The sequence below is a fragment of the Nostoc sp. genome, from assembly GCF_036917275.1.
In the GTDB taxonomy this organism is placed as follows: Bacteria; Cyanobacteriota; Cyanobacteriia; order Cyanobacteriales; family Nostocaceae; genus Nostoc.
The window spans coordinates 49,606-70,713 of the sequence record NZ_JBALDF010000012.1; the positions used below are offsets into that span (position 1 = coordinate 49,606).

16 protein-coding genes and 2 pseudogenes are annotated in these 21,108 nt (G+C 42.1%); 6 read left to right on the forward strand and 12 right to left on the reverse strand.

Annotated elements, in window-relative coordinates; genetic code table 11:
• Positions 1 to 22: 22 nt before the first annotated feature.
• From V7K35_RS05400 to tnpA, 4 genes are all read right to left on the reverse strand, one after another.
• Positions 23 to 1,027 (reverse strand): MvdC family ATP-grasp ribosomal peptide maturase, encoded by a 1,005-nt coding sequence (locus V7K35_RS05400; protein ID WP_335076997.1) that lies wholly within the window; start codon positions 1,025 to 1,027, stop codon positions 23 to 25.
• Positions 1,028 to 1,195: 168 nt separating this feature from the next.
• Complete coding sequence (locus V7K35_RS05405) at positions 1,196 to 1,489, reverse strand: microviridin/marinostatin family tricyclic proteinase inhibitor (protein ID WP_335076999.1); 294 nt, start codon at positions 1,487 to 1,489, stop codon at positions 1,196 to 1,198.
• Positions 1,490 to 1,631: 142 nt separating this feature from the next.
• Positions 1,632 to 3,110 (reverse strand): amidase, encoded by a 1,479-nt coding sequence (locus tag V7K35_RS05410; RefSeq protein ID WP_335077001.1) that lies wholly within the window; start codon positions 3,108 to 3,110, stop codon positions 1,632 to 1,634.
• Between the two features lie 147 nt (positions 3,111 to 3,257).
• Positions 3,258 to 3,656, reverse strand: coding sequence for an IS200/IS605 family transposase (gene tnpA / locus V7K35_RS05415; RefSeq protein ID WP_335077004.1), 399 nt, complete (start codon positions 3,654 to 3,656; stop codon positions 3,258 to 3,260).
• 82 nt (positions 3,657 to 3,738) lie between these two features.
• Here tnpA and V7K35_RS05425 point away from each other — a divergent pair.
• Positions 3,739 to 4,917, forward strand: a pseudogene (locus V7K35_RS05425) (RNA-guided endonuclease InsQ/TnpB family protein).
• A gap of 469 nt (positions 4,918 to 5,386) precedes the next feature.
• Here the strand turns inward: V7K35_RS05425 and V7K35_RS05430 are convergent.
• The 5 genes and pseudogenes from V7K35_RS05430 to V7K35_RS05450 all read right to left on the reverse strand — a co-directional run.
• Positions 5,387 to 6,367 (reverse strand): magnesium transporter CorA family protein, encoded by a 981-nt coding sequence (locus tag V7K35_RS05430; RefSeq protein ID WP_335077010.1) that lies wholly within the window; start codon positions 6,365 to 6,367, stop codon positions 5,387 to 5,389.
• 267 nt (positions 6,368 to 6,634) lie between these two features.
• Positions 6,635 to 6,760, reverse strand: a complete 126-nt coding sequence (locus V7K35_RS05435) for a hypothetical protein (protein WP_335077012.1) — start codon at positions 6,758 to 6,760, stop codon at positions 6,635 to 6,637.
• Between the two features lie 3 nt (positions 6,761 to 6,763).
• Positions 6,764 to 8,824: a tetratricopeptide repeat protein gene (locus tag V7K35_RS05440; protein ID WP_335077014.1), complete on the reverse strand. Its 2,061-nt coding sequence runs from the start codon at positions 8,822 to 8,824 to the stop codon at positions 6,764 to 6,766.
• Positions 8,825 to 9,586: 762 nt separating this feature from the next.
• The gene (locus tag V7K35_RS05445) at positions 9,587 to 11,419 is read right to left on the reverse strand and encodes an aspartate kinase (RefSeq protein WP_335077016.1); all 1,833 of its coding nucleotides are present in this window, start codon (positions 11,417 to 11,419) and stop codon (positions 9,587 to 9,589) included.
• A 115-nt stretch (positions 11,420 to 11,534) separates the two neighbouring features.
• Positions 11,535 to 11,720: pseudogene (locus V7K35_RS05450) on the reverse strand (Uma2 family endonuclease); the annotation flags it as partial.
• A gap of 72 nt (positions 11,721 to 11,792) precedes the next feature.
• Here V7K35_RS05450 and V7K35_RS05455 point away from each other — a divergent pair.
• Positions 11,793 to 12,008, forward strand: a complete 216-nt coding sequence (locus tag V7K35_RS05455) for a hypothetical protein (RefSeq protein WP_335077018.1) — start codon at positions 11,793 to 11,795, stop codon at positions 12,006 to 12,008.
• A gap of 93 nt (positions 12,009 to 12,101) precedes the next feature.
• Here the strand turns inward: V7K35_RS05455 and V7K35_RS05460 are convergent, their stop codons facing one another.
• The 3 genes from V7K35_RS05460 to V7K35_RS05470 form a co-directional block, all read right to left on the reverse strand.
• Positions 12,102 to 14,594: a tetratricopeptide repeat protein gene (locus V7K35_RS05460; RefSeq protein ID WP_335077020.1), complete on the reverse strand. Its 2,493-nt coding sequence runs from the start codon at positions 14,592 to 14,594 to the stop codon at positions 12,102 to 12,104.
• Between the two features lie 60 nt (positions 14,595 to 14,654).
• Positions 14,655 to 15,095 carry a hypothetical protein gene (locus tag V7K35_RS05465; protein ID WP_335077022.1) on the reverse strand — a complete coding sequence of 147 codons (441 nt, stop codon included), beginning with the start codon at positions 15,093 to 15,095 and terminating at the stop codon, positions 14,655 to 14,657.
• Between the two features lie 74 nt (positions 15,096 to 15,169).
• A complete protein-coding gene (locus V7K35_RS05470) occupies positions 15,170 to 16,111 on the reverse strand; it encodes a lysylphosphatidylglycerol synthase domain-containing protein (protein ID WP_335077024.1) in 942 nt (313 codons plus the stop codon).
• A gap of 144 nt (positions 16,112 to 16,255) precedes the next feature.
• Here V7K35_RS05470 and V7K35_RS05475 point away from each other — a divergent pair, with 144 nt between their 5' ends.
• From V7K35_RS05475 to V7K35_RS05490, 4 genes are all read left to right on the forward strand, one after another.
• On the forward strand, positions 16,256 to 17,227 hold the full coding sequence (locus V7K35_RS05475) for an alpha/beta hydrolase (protein WP_335077026.1): 972 nt from the start codon (positions 16,256 to 16,258) through the stop codon (positions 17,225 to 17,227).
• A 107-nt stretch (positions 17,228 to 17,334) separates the two neighbouring features.
• Positions 17,335 to 18,237, forward strand: a complete 903-nt coding sequence (locus tag V7K35_RS05480; RefSeq protein WP_335077028.1) for an alpha/beta hydrolase — start codon at positions 17,335 to 17,337, stop codon at positions 18,235 to 18,237.
• Positions 18,238 to 18,285: 48 nt separating this feature from the next.
• The gene (locus tag V7K35_RS05485; RefSeq protein ID WP_335077030.1) at positions 18,286 to 19,956 is read left to right on the forward strand and encodes a phosphatidylglycerol lysyltransferase domain-containing protein; all 1,671 of its coding nucleotides are present in this window, start codon (positions 18,286 to 18,288) and stop codon (positions 19,954 to 19,956) included.
• A complete protein-coding gene (locus V7K35_RS05490) occupies positions 19,931 to 20,434 on the forward strand; it encodes a PepSY-associated TM helix domain-containing protein (protein WP_335077032.1) in 504 nt (167 codons plus the stop codon). Before V7K35_RS05485 ends, V7K35_RS05490 begins: the two co-directional genes overlap by 26 nt.
• The last annotated feature ends 674 nt before the right edge of the window (positions 20,435 to 21,108 follow it).

Consider the following 21,108-nt stretch of genomic DNA (forward strand, 5'->3'; position numbering starts at 1 on the left):
CTAGCAGTTGGTTTTTAATTTTTTAAGTAAGAGGATTATATTTAGGATTTGTTGAGAGTAGTGCATCTGCGATCGCAGATGCGATCGGGTATTCCAAATCTCTCTCCAGCATCCCCCACTCTCCTGTAGGATTAATTTCTAGAAAAACGTATTCCCCTGATGGCGTTTTGATAAAGTCAAATGCTCCAAAAATCAGTCCAAACCTTGCCATAAAAGCATCCAAGCAACGGATTAGTTTATCAGGTAATTGATAGGGTTGCCAGGTGAGAGCCTCTTTTGTCCCACGTCGCCAATCTTGGGTGGATGCTGCATACTCAGACGCATCCAGTGCCCCGACAAAGAGATTACCATTCACATACACTGCACGTAGTTCAAGCTGTTTGGGGATTTGTTCTTGAAACACAACTGGACAATAGCGGAGTGTTTCAGCATCAAGTAAGTCTTCTTCTTTAACGGCGCTAGTATACATGAAAAAAGAGGAGGCTTGCATCCCATAAGAAAGAGGTCTGAGTAGCTTGGCAACCATTTTTCCTTTAACTTCCCCAAAAAACTCTCGTGCTTGTTGAGGATTGTTGGTAACGATAGTCCGAGGTATGACAAGACCAACTTCCGATGCAATTCTCAGTTGGCGTAACTTGTTTTCAGCTGCACTGATGCGCTGTAAATCATCCACCCAGGTAGCTCCCCTCAGACTGTCCCAAAAGCCATCTAAGACTGCGAGTGATTCACTAGAGCAGGCTGCTTGGAATTGGGGAGCCAATTCTTTACCTAGATCAGGTTGCCAGATCCGCCGCATCCATACAGCTTGCACTTGCTCGGTGTTCAGGGAGCGATCGCCATATTCCAGTGTATGATTGCTACCAGAGTTACTGAAATTCGCCTCGATTTGTACTGTCATCGGAAACTTATCAGTATCAAGGCGAAATGGCTGTGCGCCTCGTTTTGATACAGCTTCTGCAACTCTATCTATTGTGAAGTAATCACCACTATGGGTGATTAATAAAACCACATCACGCTCAAGGTGCATAAAATATCTTCATTAGGTTTTTGTATTTTCCCTATGTCAGCTATTAAAAAAATAAAGCATTAAAAAAATGAACTTAGTTTTAATGGGAAGCCAACCCCTAGATGGAGTTGGCAAAGCTAACAGTCTTTTTATTCTAAAAATATTTTCAAAACCGCATCTCTGGAGTACTCAAAAGCCTGGCGGCAAAGTGTCATCGCCGTCTGAAGGGTACTTATTAGTAAAAGCCTCATCACTATCAGAGGGAGCCTTTTTCGTTACTACATCTTCTTGATCAGATGGATACTTGAGAGTTTGGGCAATTGTATCTTTATTCTTTTTATTCTTCTTGGTTACACCACAATTTCCACCGCTAATCTCTTCTGATTCTTGCTCAGATAGGTTTTCAAAGTTTTGCCCTTCTAAAAATCGGGCAAAGAAGGGTACTGCTTGTGAATTTAGTTCTTCTGGTTTGTTTTCAGACATAATTTTTTCCTCAAATTAAGTAATATAAATTTACACTGTTCTCAATGATGTTACATAGTATTTCATCTATTAAGCATTAATTTCATTTGAAATTATTTGTAACATTTGCGTAAAAATACTTTTGATTCTCCTGTGCAAATATTCAATAGCCCAATGGATGGCGGAAATCACCAACCACTTTGTCAAGTTCTTGAGCGATCGCTAGCAACTCCATCTCGCGCCATCGCTTTCCCACAATCTGCATTCCAATCGGTAAGCCATTATGAGTTTGCCCAATCGGAATCACCACCGCCGGATGACCACTGAGATTAAATGGTATGGTGTAAGCTCCGTTTGCCACCGCATGAGGATAGGATTTGCCCTCAATATCAATGGCGCTCCAAGCCGGACAATGGGTAAATGCAGGGGTTGCTGTCACAGGAGTGAGCCATACATCCCATGCTTCTAAGGCTTCATCAATTTGGGCAATGAAGCGATCGCGCTCGGTGAGTGTCTCGAAATATCCTCTTAAGCTGGGATTCAAAAGTTCTGGGAGAAAGCTGCTGAAATTTCCCAAGTTTCGGAGTTTTTTGTCACCTTGAGTTGCCGTGCGAAAGAGTAACTCTAAACTGCGTAGCACATTATAGCGATCCTTGGGTTGGGCGTAGTTGTTGATGTATGCTTCCATCCTCCCGTGGAGGTTCCACGCTGTCGATATATCAAAGTCTTTGGGAAGCCAGCGTTCAACATAAGTACCTGCTTGAGCAAGTTTTTGCACCACTGTCTGTATTGCGGCTCGAATTTGTGCAGCAACGGGAACCTCTACCCATTCATCAATCCAAGCAATTTTAAGATCCCGCAAAGATTTACCTGATGGAGTATCAAGGGGAATCGGTGGCACATCTGGGCGACGCACATCTGCACCAGCGATCAGTGAAAAACAAAGGCGAATATCTTCGAGCGATCGCCCAAAACAGCCAATAGTCAACATTTGTCGCAAACATAACGGCATTCCCGGTACTTCCGGGATACTTCCTGCGGTTGAAATCCGGCGATCTGTTGGCTTTAAACCATACACACCGCAGAAAGTTGCAGGCTGGCGCACGGAACCCGCAATATCGTTGCCTATATCTAATGCTGAAAGTCCGGCTGCAACAGCAGCAGCACTACCTCCAGAACTGCCACCTGCTGTATACTCAAGATTCCAGGGATTATTTACCCGGGGAAACAGAGAATTTGTACTTTGAAAATCACCAGCCAGTTCGGCCATGTTGGTTTTTCCCAGGATAACGGCTCCTGCTGCCCGTAGCCTTGCTACAACCGTGGCATCCTGTTGAGGAATGTAGTCCTTGAGAGGAATATAACCTGCTGTAGTCCTGAGTCCAACTGTTTCAAAAATGTCTTTGATTGTTACAGGGACACCGTGCAGAGCGCCCCAGTAATCTCCTCTAGCGAGGGCTTCATCCGCAAGCTTTGCTGTAGCACGAGCATTGTCTTCGTCTAAGGTGCAAATCGCATTCAGCTTTGAGTTATGTTTATAAATCTGCGCCAGGTAAGCATCGAACACTTCAACAGCAGAGACTTGGCGATCGCGAATCATCTGAGCAAGTTGATGAGCGGGTAGGAAAACTAAGTCACTCATAAGTCGATTTCACCTCATTCGTCAGATTCCAAAGCTTGATCAAGTTAATTATATTTACGTGAACTAGCCGCACTGACCAAGATAGCTGCGGCGGGCAAGCCCCTAAATTTATTTATGGGGGCTAGCCGCAGGCGAATTTATTCGCTGTCAAGTTTCTTTCTGATTTTGAATATACATTTTAATTGTGTCTAGAGTTGCACCACCTACTGTAGAGACAAAGTAAGAGTTGGTCCACAGCGATGGTAAACGACTTTTTAGCTCCGGGAATTCTAACCGCAAGTATCTAGATGTTGCACCTTTAAATCTCTTCACCGCTCTGTGTACTCCAAATTGAGGGTCAACATCTATCAACAAATGTACATGGTCGGGCATTATCTCTATTTCCAAGATTTCAACCTTAATCTCAATAGCAATACCTGCAAGTAATTCTTTGAGTCTAGATGCTATTGCGTCTACAAGAACTTTTCGCCTGTACTTGGGACAAAAAATAACATGATACTTGCAAGAGTAGACGATATTATTGTTTGATTTAAATTTTTCAGTCATCCCAAGAAAAGTAGTTTACTACATCCAATCTATATGATAGGATAGCTTAAGCTAATAGGCAAACCAAGGAGGTGATTCAGGAGTGTTGGTACTAGAATACAAAGCTGTCCTCAAGAAAGCTCAGTCAACGGCAATAGATGAGGCTATCCGTACAAGTCAATTTGTACGAAACAAGGTACTTAGATATTGGATAGATAATCGTGGCGTTGGCAAAAAAGAACTGTATCAGTACAACACTCAGTTACGTTCAGAATACAAATTTGTTAATGATTTAAACAGTCATGCTTGCCAAGCATCTGTAGAAAATGTAGAACGATCTATTAATAGATTCTTTGATAATTGCAAGAAGAACAAACCAGGGAAAAAGGGTTATCCCAGGTTCAAAAAACATTCCCGTTCTATTGAGTACAAAGTTTCCGGATGAAAGTTGCACCCAACAAAGCGCCGAATAACTTTCACTGATAAAAAAGCTATTGGCGAACTTAAATTATTGGGTAAATGGGATATTCATCAATACCCTGTTGGTCTAATTAAACGAGTTCGGATTGTTCGTCGTGCAGATGGTTGTTATGTACAATTTTGTGTCAAAGTGGACAACCAACAAGACGCACCATTAACTACGTCTGCTATCGGTATTGATGTTGGGTTGGAATATTTCTACTCTGATTCTTCTGGCAATCATGAAGAAAACCCACGATATTTGCGTAAAGCCGAGAAGGATATAAAACGGGTTCAACGCAATATTTACAAGAAGAAAAAAGGTTCGTCTGGTAGAATTCGGGCGCGTGGTGTTTATGCTCGGAAGCATTTAAGGGTAACAAGACAAAGGGATGAACACGCAAAAAGACTTGCGCGTAACTTGTGCCTAGCTAACGCTAAGGTAGTCCTGGAAGACTTGAATATTTCCGGCATGGTAAGAAATCACAAATTAGCCAAAAGTATAACAGATGCTTCTTGGTATAACTTCCGTCAGTGGCTCGAATACTTTGGAGAGAAATTTGGGAGAGAAATAATTGCAGTTCCTCCCCATTTCACAAGCCAGGAATGTAGTAATTGCGGTGCTAAAGTCCAGAAATCTCTTAGCACCCGCACTCATTCTTGCAACAAGTGCGGGTATCTCGAACAGCGTGATGTGAATGCAGCCAAAGTAATTTTAAGTCGTGTAAACGCTAGGGGTGGGCAACCCCAAAGTAACGCCAGTCGAGATGTTTCCTCTACTTCTATTGGTCGTAAGACCTGTAAAAGCAAGGAACGTCAGTGACGCTGGAATCCCCCGCATGACGGCGTGGGGAGTGTCAATTGGACGTGCCTTGTACAGAGTCGGCTTCCAACTTCACGCAGGAATGCCGCATCTTAGGCTTACGTCTGCAAGTTGCTACAACCAATATTTTTGTTTAGCATAGTAAATCAAAAGTTAGGGTGCGTTAGGCGCTCATTTTACTATTTTTGGTTACAACTTATACAGCATTTTGCATTTAAATGAAGTACATCCTTACCCCCCTTAATCCCACGCCACTTGCTACAACGGAGGGAACCTCCGCAACGCAGTGGCTCCCCGATGTATTGGGGGGAAATTCCCAATCTAGTTCCCTCACCTTTCTAAGGGGAGGGTTAGGGAGGGGTATTTTTGTACTTCATTAACTTGCAATCTGCTGTATCAAAATATGCACTTAACACACCCGACAATGATTTTATCTTTAGTTTATAAATAGTCTGTAACTTGATAGAAGCTACAACCAACGTTGTTTTTTAGCATAAACAATACTACCAATTACAATTGATGTCATCACACAGATCACAACAGGATAAGCCCAAGGTTGCTCTAATTCCGGCATATATTTAAAGTTCATACCATAGAAACCAGACATAAAAGTGATTGGTAAAAATATGGTCGAGAGGATAGTCAGGCGATTAATTCGTTCACCAGTTTTGCTAGCAATATTATCGCGTTGAATTTCCATTAATTCTGACATCCAGGCTCTCAGAGCTTGATATTCTTGCCAGAGTTTATCAACGTGATGAACCAATTCTTGATTGAATAGTTCTTTAACTGGCTGGGTGAGCCATTGAAAATCTTCGTGATCCATAATAGCCATAAGTAACTTGATGCTTTGAAAGTTACGGCGTCCGGAACGAGTAGATTGCCTCATCGTGGCAATTTTTTTGTACGTTGATTCATCACCGGAATTTTCTAAAACTTCGTCTTCTAAATCATCAAGTTTTCGAGAAATATATTCAAAGACAGTATCGTAATTATTCAAAATCTCTTTAAAAATAAGATAAAAAAGATAGTCTATTCCCCACTTTTGAATATCTAGAGTTCGCTTTTGCAGATTATTAGCTAGAATACTTAAAATTTTTAGTTCAGTGATTTCAAAGGTGATGATAAAATTATTTCCAACCACAATATTACCACGTGCAGCCTCCATCTCGTGATTTTTTATTTGGGGAGTTATAATTTCATAGCTGTCAAATAAACAATCTTCTACGTCTTCATCAATTCCTAGAGGGGAATGATTGAAAATCATATTAACACGAGATGGATTGAGTCCAAAGTGCTTGATAATTTTGGCTATTCCAGTCCGATCACGGAAGTGAATACAGCGCAACCAAATATTGTGAGAACCATCAATCTTTTTTAGTACCGGATCGACATCCCTACTGGTGAATAATTCCAGGTTATTTGGATGAAAAGTAAGGAGAATTAGCATATAGTAATCCTAATTGAGTCGTGAGAAAATATGGTGACTCATATTGAGCGATAATTTATTTGACTACAAATACACGTAAAATGTCAAAGCCTACGATTTCCGACGGTAACTGGACATATTGGGCTGAAAGAAGAGACATATACCCGGGTATTCACCACTGATATCATCTCTCCTAAAAGGGCTAGTACAACGGGCGCGTAAATCCAGCTATCATCTTTATTAACCAGACAACAAAGGGGTTAAGCCCCTTGTTCAAGCAGGGCTATTTTATTTTATAAAGGCAAGATTTTTGTCAATATCATTAGAGATAAATATTTGAGCAATTGTGATGAAAACCTGACCATTTTGACGGAATATATTGAGTGCGATCGCTACCCCACTATATTGAGTCATAGCTCAATTTTTTTCTCTTTCCCCAGATTTAGGGCGAGTAGTTGGTGCTGGTGCCGACTTATTTTGTATAATTGCAATTTCTCTCTGTGCATCTTGATAACTATTTTTTTCTCCTTGCTGTTGGAATAGTTTTGCAGCTTTTTTGAAATCTGCGATCGCTCCTTGTTTATTTTTCTGCTTGGTGCGAATCACACCCCGGTTATAGTAGGCTAAGGCATTGTTCCCATTAATGGCGATCGCTCGTGAATAATCCTGATTTGCAGCTTTTTTATTTCCCATATCGAGATAAGCATTACCACGGTTATTGTAAGCTGCTATATTATTAGGATCTAGTTTCAGGACTTCGGTGTAATCTTCAATAGCGCCTTTATAATCTCCAAAAGAAAAGCGGTGAATACCTCTGTGGATATAAGCTGCAATAAATTTAGGATCAATCTGTAAAATAGCGTTGTAATCTTCAGTAGCTTCGAGTTTATCTCCCAGATCACTGTAAACATCACCACGATTAAGATAAGCTTCTATATATTTAGGATTGATGCTAATTGCATCCGTGTAATCTTTAAGCGCTGCATATTTTTGTTTATTGAGAGATTGAGTTAAACCCCTTTGATAATAAGCTTTGGCATCACTAGGATTAATCTTAATTACTGTATCAAAATCTTGGATTGCTCCAAGTCTTTGTCTGAGGCGACGGTGGAGAATCCCTCGCTGCAAGTAGGCTTCGCTATACTGAGGCTTGAGAGCGATCGCTTTGCTGAAATCTCCAATTGCACCTTTATTATCCTTCATTTGGGCACGGGCTAACCCCCGGCCATAATAAGCATATCCATTGTCAGAATTTAACTTAATTGCTTGGGTATAGTCAGCGATCGCTTCTTTGTATTTGTTTAATTCAGACAAAGCAAATCCTCGGTCAAAATAGGCATTAGCATCTTGAGGATTGAGTAAAATGGCTTGGCTAGAGTCTGCTTGTGCTTGCTCATAGTCTCCTAATCGATAATAAGCATCGCCTCGCCGATTATAAGCCAAAGCGTTATGTGGATTTAATTCAATAACCTGATTGAAATCTTCAACTGCTCCTTCATAGTTTCCTGCATCATATTTATTTACTCCTTCTTGATATAATTGCTGTTGAGCATCACTTACAGGTTTTAGTGAATGCAAAAACCGTGCTCCAACACCAAGTGTGATACAGCCAGCTACCCCCGCTAGAATTAGTAATAATTTTTTATCATGCTGTTTTTGCTGATCGCGATCAACATTTGTTATATTTTTCAGATCGTCTAAAACTTCGGTTGCATACTGGTAGCGCTTACGATAGTCAAAACGCACCATTCTATTAAGAACTTTTGCTAATTTTCTGTTAATTTTTAGATTTTTGTGATGCCAAACTATTTCACCTGTCAGCTTATTTTTCTGACTTTGCAGTTGAGATATTTCCTTTGCTGGTAAACCTAGAAGTGCTGCGATCGCAACTATACCCAAAGCATATATATCGCTATTGTATTTAAGGTTGCCGTTAACTTGTTCTCTAGGCATATATTCGAGATTATCAACGGTCTTCGTAATGGCTTCGTTAACAATAGCAAAATCAACTAAAACTAACTTTTTATCTGATTCACGACGAATAATATTTGCTGGTTTAATATCCTGATGAATCATCCCATAACTATGTACAATCCTTAAAATTTCTAAGATCTCTGATAAAAGAGGAATAACTTGGTCTTCGCTCAGAGGTTGTCCCTGGATAATTTCATTAGTTAAAGGATTACCGGGGATAAATTCTTGGACTATATATAATTTTTCATTTTCTTCAAAATAAGCAATTAACTTTTGAATTTGGTCGTGTTCCTGTCCTAGTTTTTCTAAAGTTGCTGTCTTACTGGCAAACAAGCGACGTAGGATGGTTAAAGTTTGAGGATTGCTACTATGCGGATATAACTGCTTTACTACAAATGGGCTGCCAGGAAGATTAACATCTTCAACTAGATATGTTTTCCCCTTTTCACCATCATTGAGAACTTTTAGTATTCGATAACGTCCATCTAGAAAATGACTATCCATCAATATAAATATAGTTTTATAAATTGTTTGATTATAGCTTACGTGTTATTAATGTTAAAAATTAAAAATCAGATAAATGTGTAGACTGTTACGGCGTGTCTCTACAATCTGCTTACCAGAACAAAGTGAGTTCGACGAACCTCTCCCACCTAGCCTCTCTCTCCTTCTAGGCTACGGTGGACACACAAGTTCTAAAAACCGAGCTTAATCACGCTTCCCTCGTTCCCCTCGCCCCTTGTTCCCATGCTCTGCATGGGAATGCATTCATTGAGGCTCTGACTCAATAGACCTCTTGCAAAAATCCTTGAATCACCCCTCCCCAACCCTCCCCTTATGAAGGGGAGGGGGCAAGATTTAAAGTTTCCCCCCAATATATCGGGGAGCCACTGCGTTGCGGTGAGGCAGTCCGATCTTGGGGGTTTCCCCCATGAGGAACTGCTGAACCCGAAGGGAGGTTCCCTCCGTTGTAGCAAGTGGCGTGGGATTAAGGGGGGTCTATTCGACTTATGCAAGAGGTCTAATATCTAACTTGAGCCAGCAGCCCCTAATCAGCCATTCCTATACGGAGCATAGGAACGAGAGAAATCTCTCCCTGCTTTGGGGAGGGCGCAAAATTTCAAAAGTTTCCCCCCAATATATCGGGGGGATTAAGGGGGGTTTATTCGACTTATGCAAGAGAAGTCTATTGTAAGTCGATGCATTAGCAATGCAAGCAGAAAATAGTCTCTGTATGCACAACAAAGACGAGGTTAGAGTCAGATTTTACGCTGGCACGACAAATTTCTCACTACCAGCCAGTTCAAAGGCTGCATGAATGGCTTGCAAAGCTTTAACACCTTGCTCTTGCGCCACAACACAACTAATTTTTATTTCTGAAGTGGCAATCATTTGAATATTGATTTGTTGTTGGGCTAAAGCTTCAAACATTTTAGCGGCAACACCTGGTTGTCCTACCATACCTGCACCGACAATACTCACCTTAGCGATCGCACTATCTAAAACAACTTCACCCCATCCTAATTCTGCCGCTACTTGGGTGAGCATTTCTCTTGCATTTTCCCCATCCAGCCGCGAGACTGTAAAGGCAATATCCCGCCTGGGAACACCATTAATAACTCGACAGCGCTGAGATTGAATAATCATATCAACGCTGATATTATGTTGCGCCAATAGTCCAAACAGCTTCGCCGCCATCCCTGGACGATCTGGCAACTGGCGAATAGCAAGACGCGCTTGGTTCAAGTCTAAAGCAACGCCGCGAACGGGAGGAGTGGGGGAGGAGTGAGGAGTTAGGAGTGAGGAGTTAGGAGTTAGGAGTTCTCCCTTGCTCTTTGCTTCGATCTCAAAGGCGGTGCGGAGTGCGGTGACGGCGCGATCGCATTCGGCTGCATTTACTACGCAACTTACTTTGACTTCGCTGGTGGAAATCATTTGAATGTTCACGCCTGCTTCTGCTAAGGTGGCGAACATCTTCGCAGCTACACCAGGACGGCCAATCATTCCCGCGCCTGCGATGCTGACTTTGGCAATGTTATGTTCTACCATTACCTCGGCTTCGTCAAATTTGGGGTTAGATTGACTCCTCAGTGCTGGGGCGATCGCTGCTGTTACTGCTTCTGCCCGTTTTAATATTGGTGTGGTGACAGTAAAGGCGATGTCATTACTGTTACCTTCATGAATTGACTGAATAATCAAATCTACGTCTACTTTTTGCCGAGAAATTTCGCCAAATAACCTTGCTGCTACGCCTGGTTTATCAGGGACGCGCAACAAAGCAACCTTTGCTTGGTCAGTGTCAAATTCTACATGATCCACCGGACGAGCAATTTCTAGATTGATTAGCGATCGCCCTTGGGGTTTAGCTGATGTTACCCAAGTACCGGGGTCATCCGTCCAGCTAGACCTAACTACAAGGGGCACACCATAGTTACGAGCAATTTCCACAGCGCGGGGATGTAGCACTTTTGCGCCCAAGCTAGCGAGTTCCAACATTTCATTGCAGGTGATGGCATCCATCAACTGGGCTTCGGCAACTAAGCGGGGATCTGTAGTTAAAATCCCTGGAACATCTGTATAAATTTCACAAAAATTTGCTCGTAATGCAGCTGCGATCGCCACCGCCGAAGTGTCGGAACCACCACGACCCAAAGTCGTAATTTCCATCTCTCCAGCGCTGGAAGTACCTTGGAAGCCTGCTACTACAACTACTTTACCTTCATTTATGTGGCGAGTTAGGCGAGTAGTTTCAATATGCAAAATCCGAGCGCGGCTGTGTTCTGCTTCTGTAACAATTCCTACCTGAGCGCCAGTCATCGAGATTGCAGGTTGTCCGAGTTCCTGTAATGCCATACTGAGTAAGGCGATCGTTACTTGTTCGCCAGTAGAAAGCAGCATATCCATTTCCCGGCGGTTAGGATTTGGAGAAATTTCAGTAGCTAGTTTGACGAGTCCATCGGTGGTTTTGCCCATTGCCGAAACTACTACGACAATAGAGTTTCCAGCTTTAACAGTTTTATAAACACGCTGTGCAACAGCTTGAATCCGTTCGACTGAACCGACAGATGTACCACCGTATTTCTGAACTATGAGCGCCATAACTTTTTATTTAATCAATTGTGCCTGCTTTCTTCAACGCTTCCGCCTGGTAAGGAAGCCTTCAAGCCTTATCAGTTATATAGTTTACTAAATATCGCGGCGAATGCCCCATTGATTATTCAAAAACTATATCTTCGCAGAGTGTTACCATTGTTTCCTCAAAATCCACGCTGTTGAGTCGAAATGATTGATGTTCTGCTGTGTAGGATTGTAAAACCCACAACTTTTGCTCATTGCGTCGAAAACACTCAACTCGTTGACGCTTTGTATTAATTAAAACATATTCTTGCAGATTTTCCAGGGTTATTTTGCTTGCCGAAAACACTAAAATGTGAAACTAAAAGCTGCTTTTGCTTGCAGAAAACACTAAAATGTGAAACTAAAAGCTGCTTTTGCTTGCAGAAAACACCCAAATGTGAAACTAAAAGCTGCTTTTGAGAAAGGAAAAGCTGCTTTTGCTTGCGGAAAACACCCAAATGTGAAACTAAAAGCTGCTTTTGAAACAGGAAAAGCTGCTTTTGCTTGCGGAAAACACCAAAATGTGACACTAAAAGCTGCTTTTGAAACAGGAAAAGCAGCTTTTGAGTAAATAATCAGGCATTTTTACTTAATTCAATATGAATTTTAATTTAGGCGATCGCACTTTTGAGTTTGATCACGGTACGCTTTGCACAAAACTAGTTTATTCTGGATTTGAGGAGAGGCGATGCCTGCGGCGGGCTTCGCCTACGCGCAAATCTGCTAAATTTTTACGCACAGTAACAGTATTAGGATGATTTGCGCCTAACCGTCGCTCAAAAATATCTAATGCTTGCATATACAAAGGTTCAGCTTCGCTGTATCTGCCTTGGGAGTCGTAGAGTGACGCTAGGTTGTTGAGACTAACTGCGACATCTGGATGTTCTTCATCCAGCAGCTTGCGCCTGAGTGCTAGAGCTTGGATGTAAAGGGGTTCGGCTTCGCTGTATCTGCCTTGGGAGTAGTAGAGTAACGCTAGGTTGTTGAGGCTAGTGGCGACAGATGGATGTGATTCTCCCAGCAGCTTGCGGCTGAGTGCTAGAGCTTGGATGTAAAGGGGTTCGGCTTCGCTATATCTGCCTTGGGAACGGTAGAGTCCCGCTAGGTTGTTAAGGGTTTGCGCGACATCTGGATGTTCTTCTCCCAGCAGCTTGCGCCTGAGTGCCAAAGCTTGGATGTAAATGGGTTCGGCTTCGCTGTATCTGCCTTGGGAAAGGTAAAGTTCCGCTAGGTTGTTGAGACTTTGTGCGACAGATGGATGTTCTTCTCCCAGAAGCTTGCGCCTGAGTGCCAAAGCTTGGATGTAAATGGGTTTGGCTTCGCTGTATCTGCCTTGGGAACGGTAAAGTTCCGCTAAATTGTTGAGACTAAGTGCGACATCTGGATGTTCTTCTCCCAGCAGCTTGCGCGTGAGTGCCAAAGCTTGGATGTAAAGGGGTTCGGCTTCGCTGTATCTGCCTTGGGAGTAGTAGAGTAACGCTAAATTGTTGAGACTAAGTGCAACATGTGGATGTTCTTCTCCCAGCAGCTTGCGCCAGAGTGCCAAAGCTTGGATGAAAATGGGTTCGGCTTCGCTGTATCTGCCTTGGGAGTAGTAGAGTAACGCTAGGTTGTTGAGACTAAGTGCGACATCTGGATGTTCTTCTCCCAGCAGCTTGCGCCAGAGTGTCAAAGCTTGGATGAAAATGGGTTCGGCTTCGCTGTATCTGCCTTGGGAACGGTAAAGTTCCGCTAGGTTGTTGAGGCAACCTGCGAAATCTGAATGTTCTTCTCCCAACAGCTTGCGGTAGCGTGCTAGAGCTTGGATGTAAAGGGGTTCGGCTTCACTATATCTGCCTTGGGAGTAGTAGAGTTGCGCTAGGTTGTTGAAGCTACCTGCGACTTCTGGATGTTCTTCACCCAAGCGCTTTTTAGTAACTTCTAGACAATGCTTATACCAAGGTGCTGCCTTGTCATACAATCCTTGACCATTGTAAAATTGAGCGTTGCCGAGGAATGCCCAAATTAAATCTTCATCATTGACGTATTGAATGTGATTCTTAGCTACTTCTGCTATGTGAGGGATGTTGGGGGTAACATCGGTGATTTGTTTAAAGGTAGGGTCTTGAGGAATCTCCTTTGCGACTGCTATCATTACCTTGCAAAACCAACGCTTGAAATCCTCTGCCCGATCTAAACCCGTAAACTTGTATTGAAAAAACTCCCGCAGCAGTGGATGTAGTTGGTAGATTCCCTTACCTTTGTGTTGTAGCAAATGCAGATTCAACAAGCTATCGTCTCTAATTTCCTCTAAATATTCTGTATCATCATCTTTTAGACACTGTTCCACCAAGTTCCAAGAAATGGGTGCGGCAGCAAATAAACTCAATAAATAGCCCAATAGCTTATCTTCATCCTTTAATTCCTGCCAACTCAACTCAAAGGCTGCTAACACACCTCGTTGTGCTGTCATGTCGGCTTCCGACTTAGATTTAGAGAGGGAACGCTCATCTAATCGCTTGTTCTGCAACCGCCGCAACATTTCTGTTAGAGACAAATCCTGTTTCCGCGCCAGATAGCGCCCCACTAATTCCACACCCAAAGGTAAATATCCCAGCCAATCACACAACTGATTTGCTATAACTAATTCTCGCTCAATTCGCTCTGGTGTTTCCTTGAGTAAAGACCTCAACAACTCCAGCGCCGCCTCTGGTTGCAGCACATCCAAAGATAACTGTGAGATGCGTCCCAAGTTCTGGCGCGTAGTCATCAACACTTTAAACCGAGAAGATGACGACGGTAGATAAGGCTTAACTTGTTCGTAGTCGGTGACATCATCCAACACCAGCAGCACATCGCCCTCACGCCAACGCCGCCAACAGTATTGCACTTGCGCGAATATATCAAAATCTTCTGGTGGGTTTAAATCAAGCTGCGTTTTCGCAAACTGTACAACTTGAATGCCCACATCCCCAGTTTTTGCCAGCAACCAGCAAAGCCCACCGCTATATGTTTCGCGTTGCTGGATGGCATATTGTAAGGCGAGTTCTGTTTTACCAACTCCACCCATCCCAGCGATCGCAGTGATCGCAACTTGTTTATTATCCTGCAAAAGTTGGTGAAGATTTTGCAATTCTTCTTCACGCCCGACAAATTCCACCACCCCACTCAAGGGCAAATTTTGCGGTATTTCAGTAGAGGGATTTGACTTTGCCCGTTCCCCTTCAGGCGACTGTGGTCAATCAGGGGGATGATTATTGTAATTGATAGTAATTGGACTATTGTCTACGCCTTGAAAGGTGGGAGCTTTACTATCATTGCTTTGAAAACCTTGGCCACCGTAAACATTCTGGACATTTTTACCTTGAACTTTACCAATATTAATTTCCTGGTTAATTTCTTGAGCAAGGCTTTGAACTTCTTTACAAAATTGGGTGTCGGTGTCCATTTCAACCTGTAAGTAGGCAGCAACAAAGTTTAAATCTTCCTTAGAACCTTGTTCGGCCTTTATTAAGGCTTGTTGTACTTTCGGCTTACCCTGGAACTTATCCCAAATTTTTTGACGCAGCAGTTTTACCTTGTCCAGTGTACTTTCTGTTATCTTCTCTACAGTTTTTTCTATAGCTTTGGTGATTACCAAGGTTGCGATCGCAGCTGCTGTCAGCGATACTGGCTCCATAAGTTTCCCAAAATACACGAGATTTTACTTATGGTTCTCAGTCTAACAGACTCTAAACGGACTTTATCGTTGATTCATTTTCGGAAGTTTTCGGTTCTAAATCTAATTTCATAAAGTCCTAGCAAACCCGCTGCTATTAGCAAAGGTAAGAAATAGTAGACTCCCCGATAAGCCAGCAATGAACCCAAAATTGCTGCACCAGAAACTTTTGAGGAGAGAATCAGCAAAATTATAGTTTCAAACACTCCCAAGCCACCGGGGACATTACTAATAACACCTGCAAACATCGCTAGTAAGTAGATTCCCAAAAAATCCAGATAGGACAAAGATATATTATTAGGAAGCACAACATAAAGAACCGCCGCAGCAAGAATCCAGTCAAAGCTTGAAATTGCTATCTGTGCAAGGGATATTTTAAAAGAAGGAAATCGAAATTCTTGTCCACGAATTATTAACGGTTGTTGAATAAGAATACTTCCTAGCAAATAGATAGCTACCAATAGCAGAAAAATCACGCCGATGGGACGCACAGTGGCAAAAGGTAAATGTAGTTGAGTGGGAATTTTCAAGGGGTTCACAAGGAATAAGAAACCTGCCACGGCAAACATCCCCAACCAAAAAGTAAAATTGGCAAAAGCAATTACTTGAGCGATCGCTATTGCTGATACTCCCCAACTTGCATAAAATCGATAACGGATAGCACTGCCAGTCAGCAGGGCAAAACCGATGGTATTAGTAAACGCAGAGCTAATAAAGTTGGTTAAAGCAATTTTATTCCAACTTAGGGAACGATTAATATAGCTAAAACCTAAGATGTCATACCCAATCATCACTAGATAGCCCAAGGCTGTCAGCCAAATTGCCCAGCTTAAGCGATTTTTGGGAATAGCAGTTAGAGAACTGAGAATATCACGATAATTATACTGATGTAATTCATTAGCGATCGCCCACACGGAAAGCACCAGCAGCAATAAGCCAAACAATGTGCTGAAATTGTGTTGCAACTTTTTAAGCATCGTGAAAAAACTTATTCTAACTTTTGACTTTTAATTTACAACCAGTCGTAAAGTTTCCATCCTGTTGACACAGCATTGACAAATTACTTGCGTAAACTTGATGATTGCCAGCATTAACTGCCAAATGCCCCATACCCTTCAAAAATGAACTACAAACAATCTAAAATTCTCTTGCTAGTTTCAGTATTAACTTTAGTTGGCTGTAATTACCGTCAAACTGTAGCAGCAAAAATACCTCAACAACAAGATTTACAAACAACGCCTTCTGTCGCACCAACCCAACCTAATGCTAGCGACGTAGCTACTCCCCTAAGTTACAAAATTGAAACTTACGATAGTCAAGTAATGGGTGCAAGTCGTACCTACGGCGTTTCTTTACCCCCTGGCTATGGGCAAAACCCAAAACAAAGGTATCCTGTAATTTTTCTCCTCCACGGTGGACATGGTTACCCCACTGATTGGTTTATTCAAAACAAGGGACAAGCTCTCAAGACTGTGGAACAACTTTATACTACAGGTAAGTTGCCACCCAGCATCATCATCACACCAGATGGCAACGACAAACGTGGCTCTAGTCGCTACTGGGATCCTGAATATATTGATGGCCCTAACGGTAAAGTCTCCACAGCCGTGGGGGATGAGTTAGTAAAAGTTGTGCAAAACCGTTATCAGACATTAACCAATCCAGATTTTTGGGCAATAGGTGGTTTATCTTCTGGTGGTTGGGGAGCAATCAATGTAGGATTACATAACCCGGCTCATTTCTCGATTTTATTTAGTCATAGTGGTTATTTTCAGGATAAAAGCGGCCCAATTAATAGTCCAATAACTTATATTAAAACCATTCCTCCACAAGCTAAAAAAAGGCTGCGGATATACTTAGATTCAGGTAAATCAGATATTGAAGAAATCGACCAAGCCGAACAATTTGCTAAAGTCCTAAACGAACTAAAAATTTATAATCTATTTCGTGAGTTCCCTGGCAGTCATACCTGGAAATACTGGCGGAAACATTTAGCCGATTCTTTGACATTTGTGGGCGAACAATTTAGATTGTCTGATTTAGCACATAAATCTGAAAAATTAGATTTTCCTGCTAAAAATACTCAAAAATAATCTAATCTTATCAAAATGTGAATATTGAAAACTCTGCTGTAAAATTGTAGCAGATTAACTATAAGTAAGTTTGAATAGAGGTAACTTTTTTTACCAACTAAAAGAAGATGAAAATTTCTAAATTTTTAATTAGTTTGGCAGGAGCGATCGCTATCCTTACCATTAGTGGTTATTATTATGTATTTATCTTAGGTGCGCCGCAACTAGACCCACCCCAAAAACAAGCAAATACTGGGCTAAAGTTTCAATTAGCAACCTTCAACTCCCAAGCGATGGGTACAGTCCGTAACTACGGCGTGATTTTGCCCCCTGGTTATAACAAAAATCAGCAAAAACGCTACCCCGTAATATTCTTACTGCACGGTGGTCATGATGATGCTCGTGCTTACGCTGATAAATATGCAATCTTAGACATACTGCATAAGCTTTATCAAAATGGAAAATTACCACTATCGATTGTGATTACACCTGATGGTAATGATAATCGCGGTTCTAGTCCTTTGTATGATCCTGATTACTTTGATGGGCCGAATGGCAAAATAGGGACTTTGATTGGTTTAGAATTAGTACAAGTTGTCAAGTCGCGCTACCGCACTCTAGAAAAACCTCAGTTTTGGGCATTGGGAGGTTTGTCTTCTGGGGGATGGGGGGCTTTTAATATAGGGTTACGCTATTTGAACAACTTTCAGATTCTGTTTAGCCATAGCGGTTACTTTACTGATAATAGCGGTTCACAAAATAGTCCCCAACAAATCGTACAACAGCTATCACCTGAAGACAGGAAGCGATTGCGTGTTTACCTGGATGCGGGTCTGAACGATACTAATTTACTGGCTTCTACCAAAGCCTTCAACGAAACCTTAAACAAATTAGGCATTGCTCACGTATTTTATGCGTTTCCAGGAGGTCATGGTTTGTCTGGCGCTGATGTAGGCTGGAACTACTTCCACAAGCATCTTAAAGATTCGCTCTCGTATGTGGGGGAGCAATTTAAAAAAGTTAACAGTTAAGAGTTAAAATTTGAAAACTCTAACTTCTATATTAATACTTTTAGACTAATGACCAATAATTTAAAAACTCAGATTGGACTTTGGAGTGCAGCTTTCCTTACAGGTTTAGTCGGAGTAGTAAATTTGTTGTCAGCGGTGACACCTAACCTATATGGGCGAAATCATTGGTTGAAAGAATTTTTACCATTTGATATCCGGGCTGGTGGTCATATATTTGCAGCGCTGACTGGGTTTGTTTTACTCACACTTGCTACTAACTTATTACGGCGAAAAAAAATAGCCTGGTTACTTACCATTGGTTTACTAGTGATTTCCATTTTCAGTCACTTGCTGAAGGGATTGGATTATGAAGAAAGTCTCCTCTCTGGAGTTTTGCTGCTGCAATTAATTTTGATGCGCCATTTTTTCACAGCAAAATCAGACCGTCCTTCAATCGCACAGGGAGTTCGAGTGCTAATAGGCGCTTTATTATTTACCCTGGCATACGGTACTGTTGGATTTTACTTGTTAGATGGGAAATTTTCAGAGAATTTTAATTGGCGTGAAGCGATAGTTCAGACTTTAGCGATGTTCTTCACCGAGGATAATTGGGGACTGCAACCAAAGGGTCGATTTGGAAAGTTTTTTGCTAATTCTATCTATATTATTGCCGCAGTTACTATTACATATGCAATATTAATGCTGTTGCAACCTGTGTTTTGGCGGAATTTAGCAACCCCAAAGGAACAGCAAAAGGCAAAAGAAATTGTCGAGCAATACGGGCGTTCTTCTTTAGCAGCGTTGACCCTATTAAATGATAAAAGTTATTATTTTAGTCCTTCGGGTAACAGTGTAATTGCTTATGTTCCCAAAGGACGGGGTGCGATCGCCTTAGGAGATCCCATAGGCCCGATTGAAGACCGCAAAGAGACAATTATTGCTTTCTGGCAGTTTTGCCAGCGCAACGATTGGTATCCTGGCTTTTACCAAACTTTGCCTGATGATATTCAACTTTACAAGTCGTTGGGGTTTAAGGTACTCAAGATTGGAGAAGAAGCGATCGTTGATCTGAAAACTTTTACCTTACAAGGTAAAGCCGGTAAAAACTTTAGACCATCAATCAATCGTTTAACTAAGCTAGGATACCAAATCGACTTTTACCAACCACCCATCGCCAATGATTTATTGCACCGACTCAAACCTGTGAGTGATGAATGGCTGAAGATGGTACAAGGTTCAGAAAAACACTTTTCTTTAGGTTGGTTTGAGGAAGCTTACCTGCGAGAGTGCGAGATTGCTGTAATGCATAATCCCGAAGGTCAGATTAGCGCCTTTGCTAACATTGTCCGGGAGTACCAACTCAACGAAGCGACCATTGACATGATGCGACACCGCCCGTCCATCGAAAATGGGACAATGGACTTTCTATTTATTTCCCTACTCCAGCATTTTAAAGAGTGTGGCTACGACAGCTTTAATTTCGGTCTTTCTGCCTTTGCCGGAGTTGGAGACAACCCAGAATCGCGCCGCTTGGAGAAAGTATTCCACTATCTTTACCAACATTTGAGTCGCTTTTACAATTTCAAAGGACTGCACTCCTACAAAGACAAGTTCCGCCCTGCTTGGGAACCACGTTATTTAGTTTACCCCAGTTTAGCCACCTTGCCCGATGTAGTTGTGGCATTGATTCGCGCAGATTCAGGCGATCGCCTCTTTGATTATTTCAAACCCGGTGCGTAGAAAGCGAAGCTTACCTGTGGAAGTTATCCTCAATCAGGTGAAAACAGCTTATGCAAATCAACCAGGCGTAACAATCGATCGGATTTATATGTCTGCAAAGCCAAATGCTCCCGCGATCGTTGTTCCCAGAAAACAGGAAAGCGATTTGGCTGAACTCTACATAAATCCTTACACTGGGGTGGTGATTGGAAACAGTCAGGAAATTTTTTCGGAAAAATTTTTCTCCGTTGTCTACGAACTCCACTACGCTTTGTTATTAGGTAAAACTGGATATGCGATCGCTGGGATTGCTGCCTTATTGATGTGTATCCTCAGTATTACAGGCATCCTCCTCTGGCCCGGTTGGAGAAAGCTGCTCAACGGCTTCAAAATCAAGCTTGATGCTCATCCAAAAGGGGTTAACTTTGATATTCACAAAGTCGCAGGCATTGTTACAGCTATATTTATTGCCCTCACTGGCTTCACTGGTTTCTGCTAGAATTTCACTGATTTCACTAAACCGATCATGTATGCAGTGACATTTACCCGCAAGCTAGCATCAGAACCCGTCTCTATAGCTGTTCCTGGCAAAACTCCACTGGAACTGACACACCAATTAAAAACTGCTCGTGCTAAGTTTCCAAATGCAATGCTGGGGAGGATTTCTTGGGAGTTTTGAGTTCACGACTTATACCTAGACATCATACATTAAAGGGATGCTCCCGCTATGCACCTTTTCAATGGCGGCTCAGGACAAAGCGGCAGTCTTAAGTTTTGACTGTACCAATGATTAGAGCGATCGCCTTTAGTTTCAAGCAAGAAGCTGTGTAAAGTATTTAAAATTTGTCTTTTTATAAGGCAAATAGGCGATCGCACTGTTTCTAAAATATTGATACAAATAGGTAGCAGGGGAAGCAGGGGAGGAAAGAGGGTCATTGTTCAGTAATTCTTGTCTCAAGAACAGCTTCTCTTCTCCCCCTGATCCCCCTGCCTGCCTCAACAAAGAAATTCCTTAACCGAACGGTATTGGGAGTTGGCCGAATTCAATCAACGACTGCCCGAATTCAATAAACGACTACCCGAATTCAATAAACGACTACCCGAATTCAATAAACGACTACCCGAATTCAATAAACGACTACCCGAATTCAATAAACGACTACCCGAATTCAA

What these genes read in the sequence shown, in the direction of transcription:
- V7K35_RS05435 (WP_335077012.1), bottom strand. Translation starts at nt 6,760, where the DNA reads ATGACTCAATATAGTGGGGTAGCGATCGCACTCAATATATTCCGTCAA.
- V7K35_RS05410 (WP_335077001.1), bottom strand. Translation starts at nt 3,110, where the DNA reads ATGAGTGACTTAGTTTTCCTACCCGCTCATCAACTTGCTCAGATGATT.
- V7K35_RS05465 (WP_335077022.1), bottom strand. Translation starts at nt 15,095, where the DNA reads ATGGAGCCAGTATCGCTGACAGCAGCTGCGATCGCAACCTTGGTAATC.
- V7K35_RS05480 (WP_335077028.1), top strand. Translation starts at nt 17,335, where the DNA reads ATGAAAATTTCTAAATTTTTAATTAGTTTGGCAGGAGCGATCGCTATC.
- V7K35_RS05405 (WP_335076999.1), bottom strand. Translation starts at nt 1,489, where the DNA reads ATGTCTGAAAACAAACCAGAAGAACTAAATTCACAAGCAGTACCCTTC.
- V7K35_RS05400 (WP_335076997.1), bottom strand. Translation starts at nt 1,027, where the DNA reads ATGCACCTTGAGCGTGATGTGGTTTTATTAATCACCCATAGTGGTGAT.
- V7K35_RS05430 (WP_335077010.1), bottom strand. Translation starts at nt 6,367, where the DNA reads ATGCTAATTCTCCTTACTTTTCATCCAAATAACCTGGAATTATTCACC.
- tnpA (WP_335077004.1), bottom strand. Translation starts at nt 3,656, where the DNA reads ATGACTGAAAAATTTAAATCAAACAATAATATCGTCTACTCTTGCAAG.
- V7K35_RS05470 (WP_335077024.1), bottom strand. Translation starts at nt 16,111, where the DNA reads ATGCTTAAAAAGTTGCAACACAATTTCAGCACATTGTTTGGCTTATTG.
- V7K35_RS05475 (WP_335077026.1), top strand. Translation starts at nt 16,256, where the DNA reads ATGAACTACAAACAATCTAAAATTCTCTTGCTAGTTTCAGTATTAACT.
- V7K35_RS05445 (WP_335077016.1), bottom strand. Translation starts at nt 11,419, where the DNA reads ATGGCGCTCATAGTTCAGAAATACGGTGGTACATCTGTCGGTTCAGTC.
- V7K35_RS05485 (WP_335077030.1), top strand. Translation starts at nt 18,286, where the DNA reads ATGACCAATAATTTAAAAACTCAGATTGGACTTTGGAGTGCAGCTTTC.
- V7K35_RS05440 (WP_335077014.1), bottom strand. Translation starts at nt 8,824, where the DNA reads ATGGATAGTCATTTTCTAGATGGACGTTATCGAATACTAAAAGTTCTC.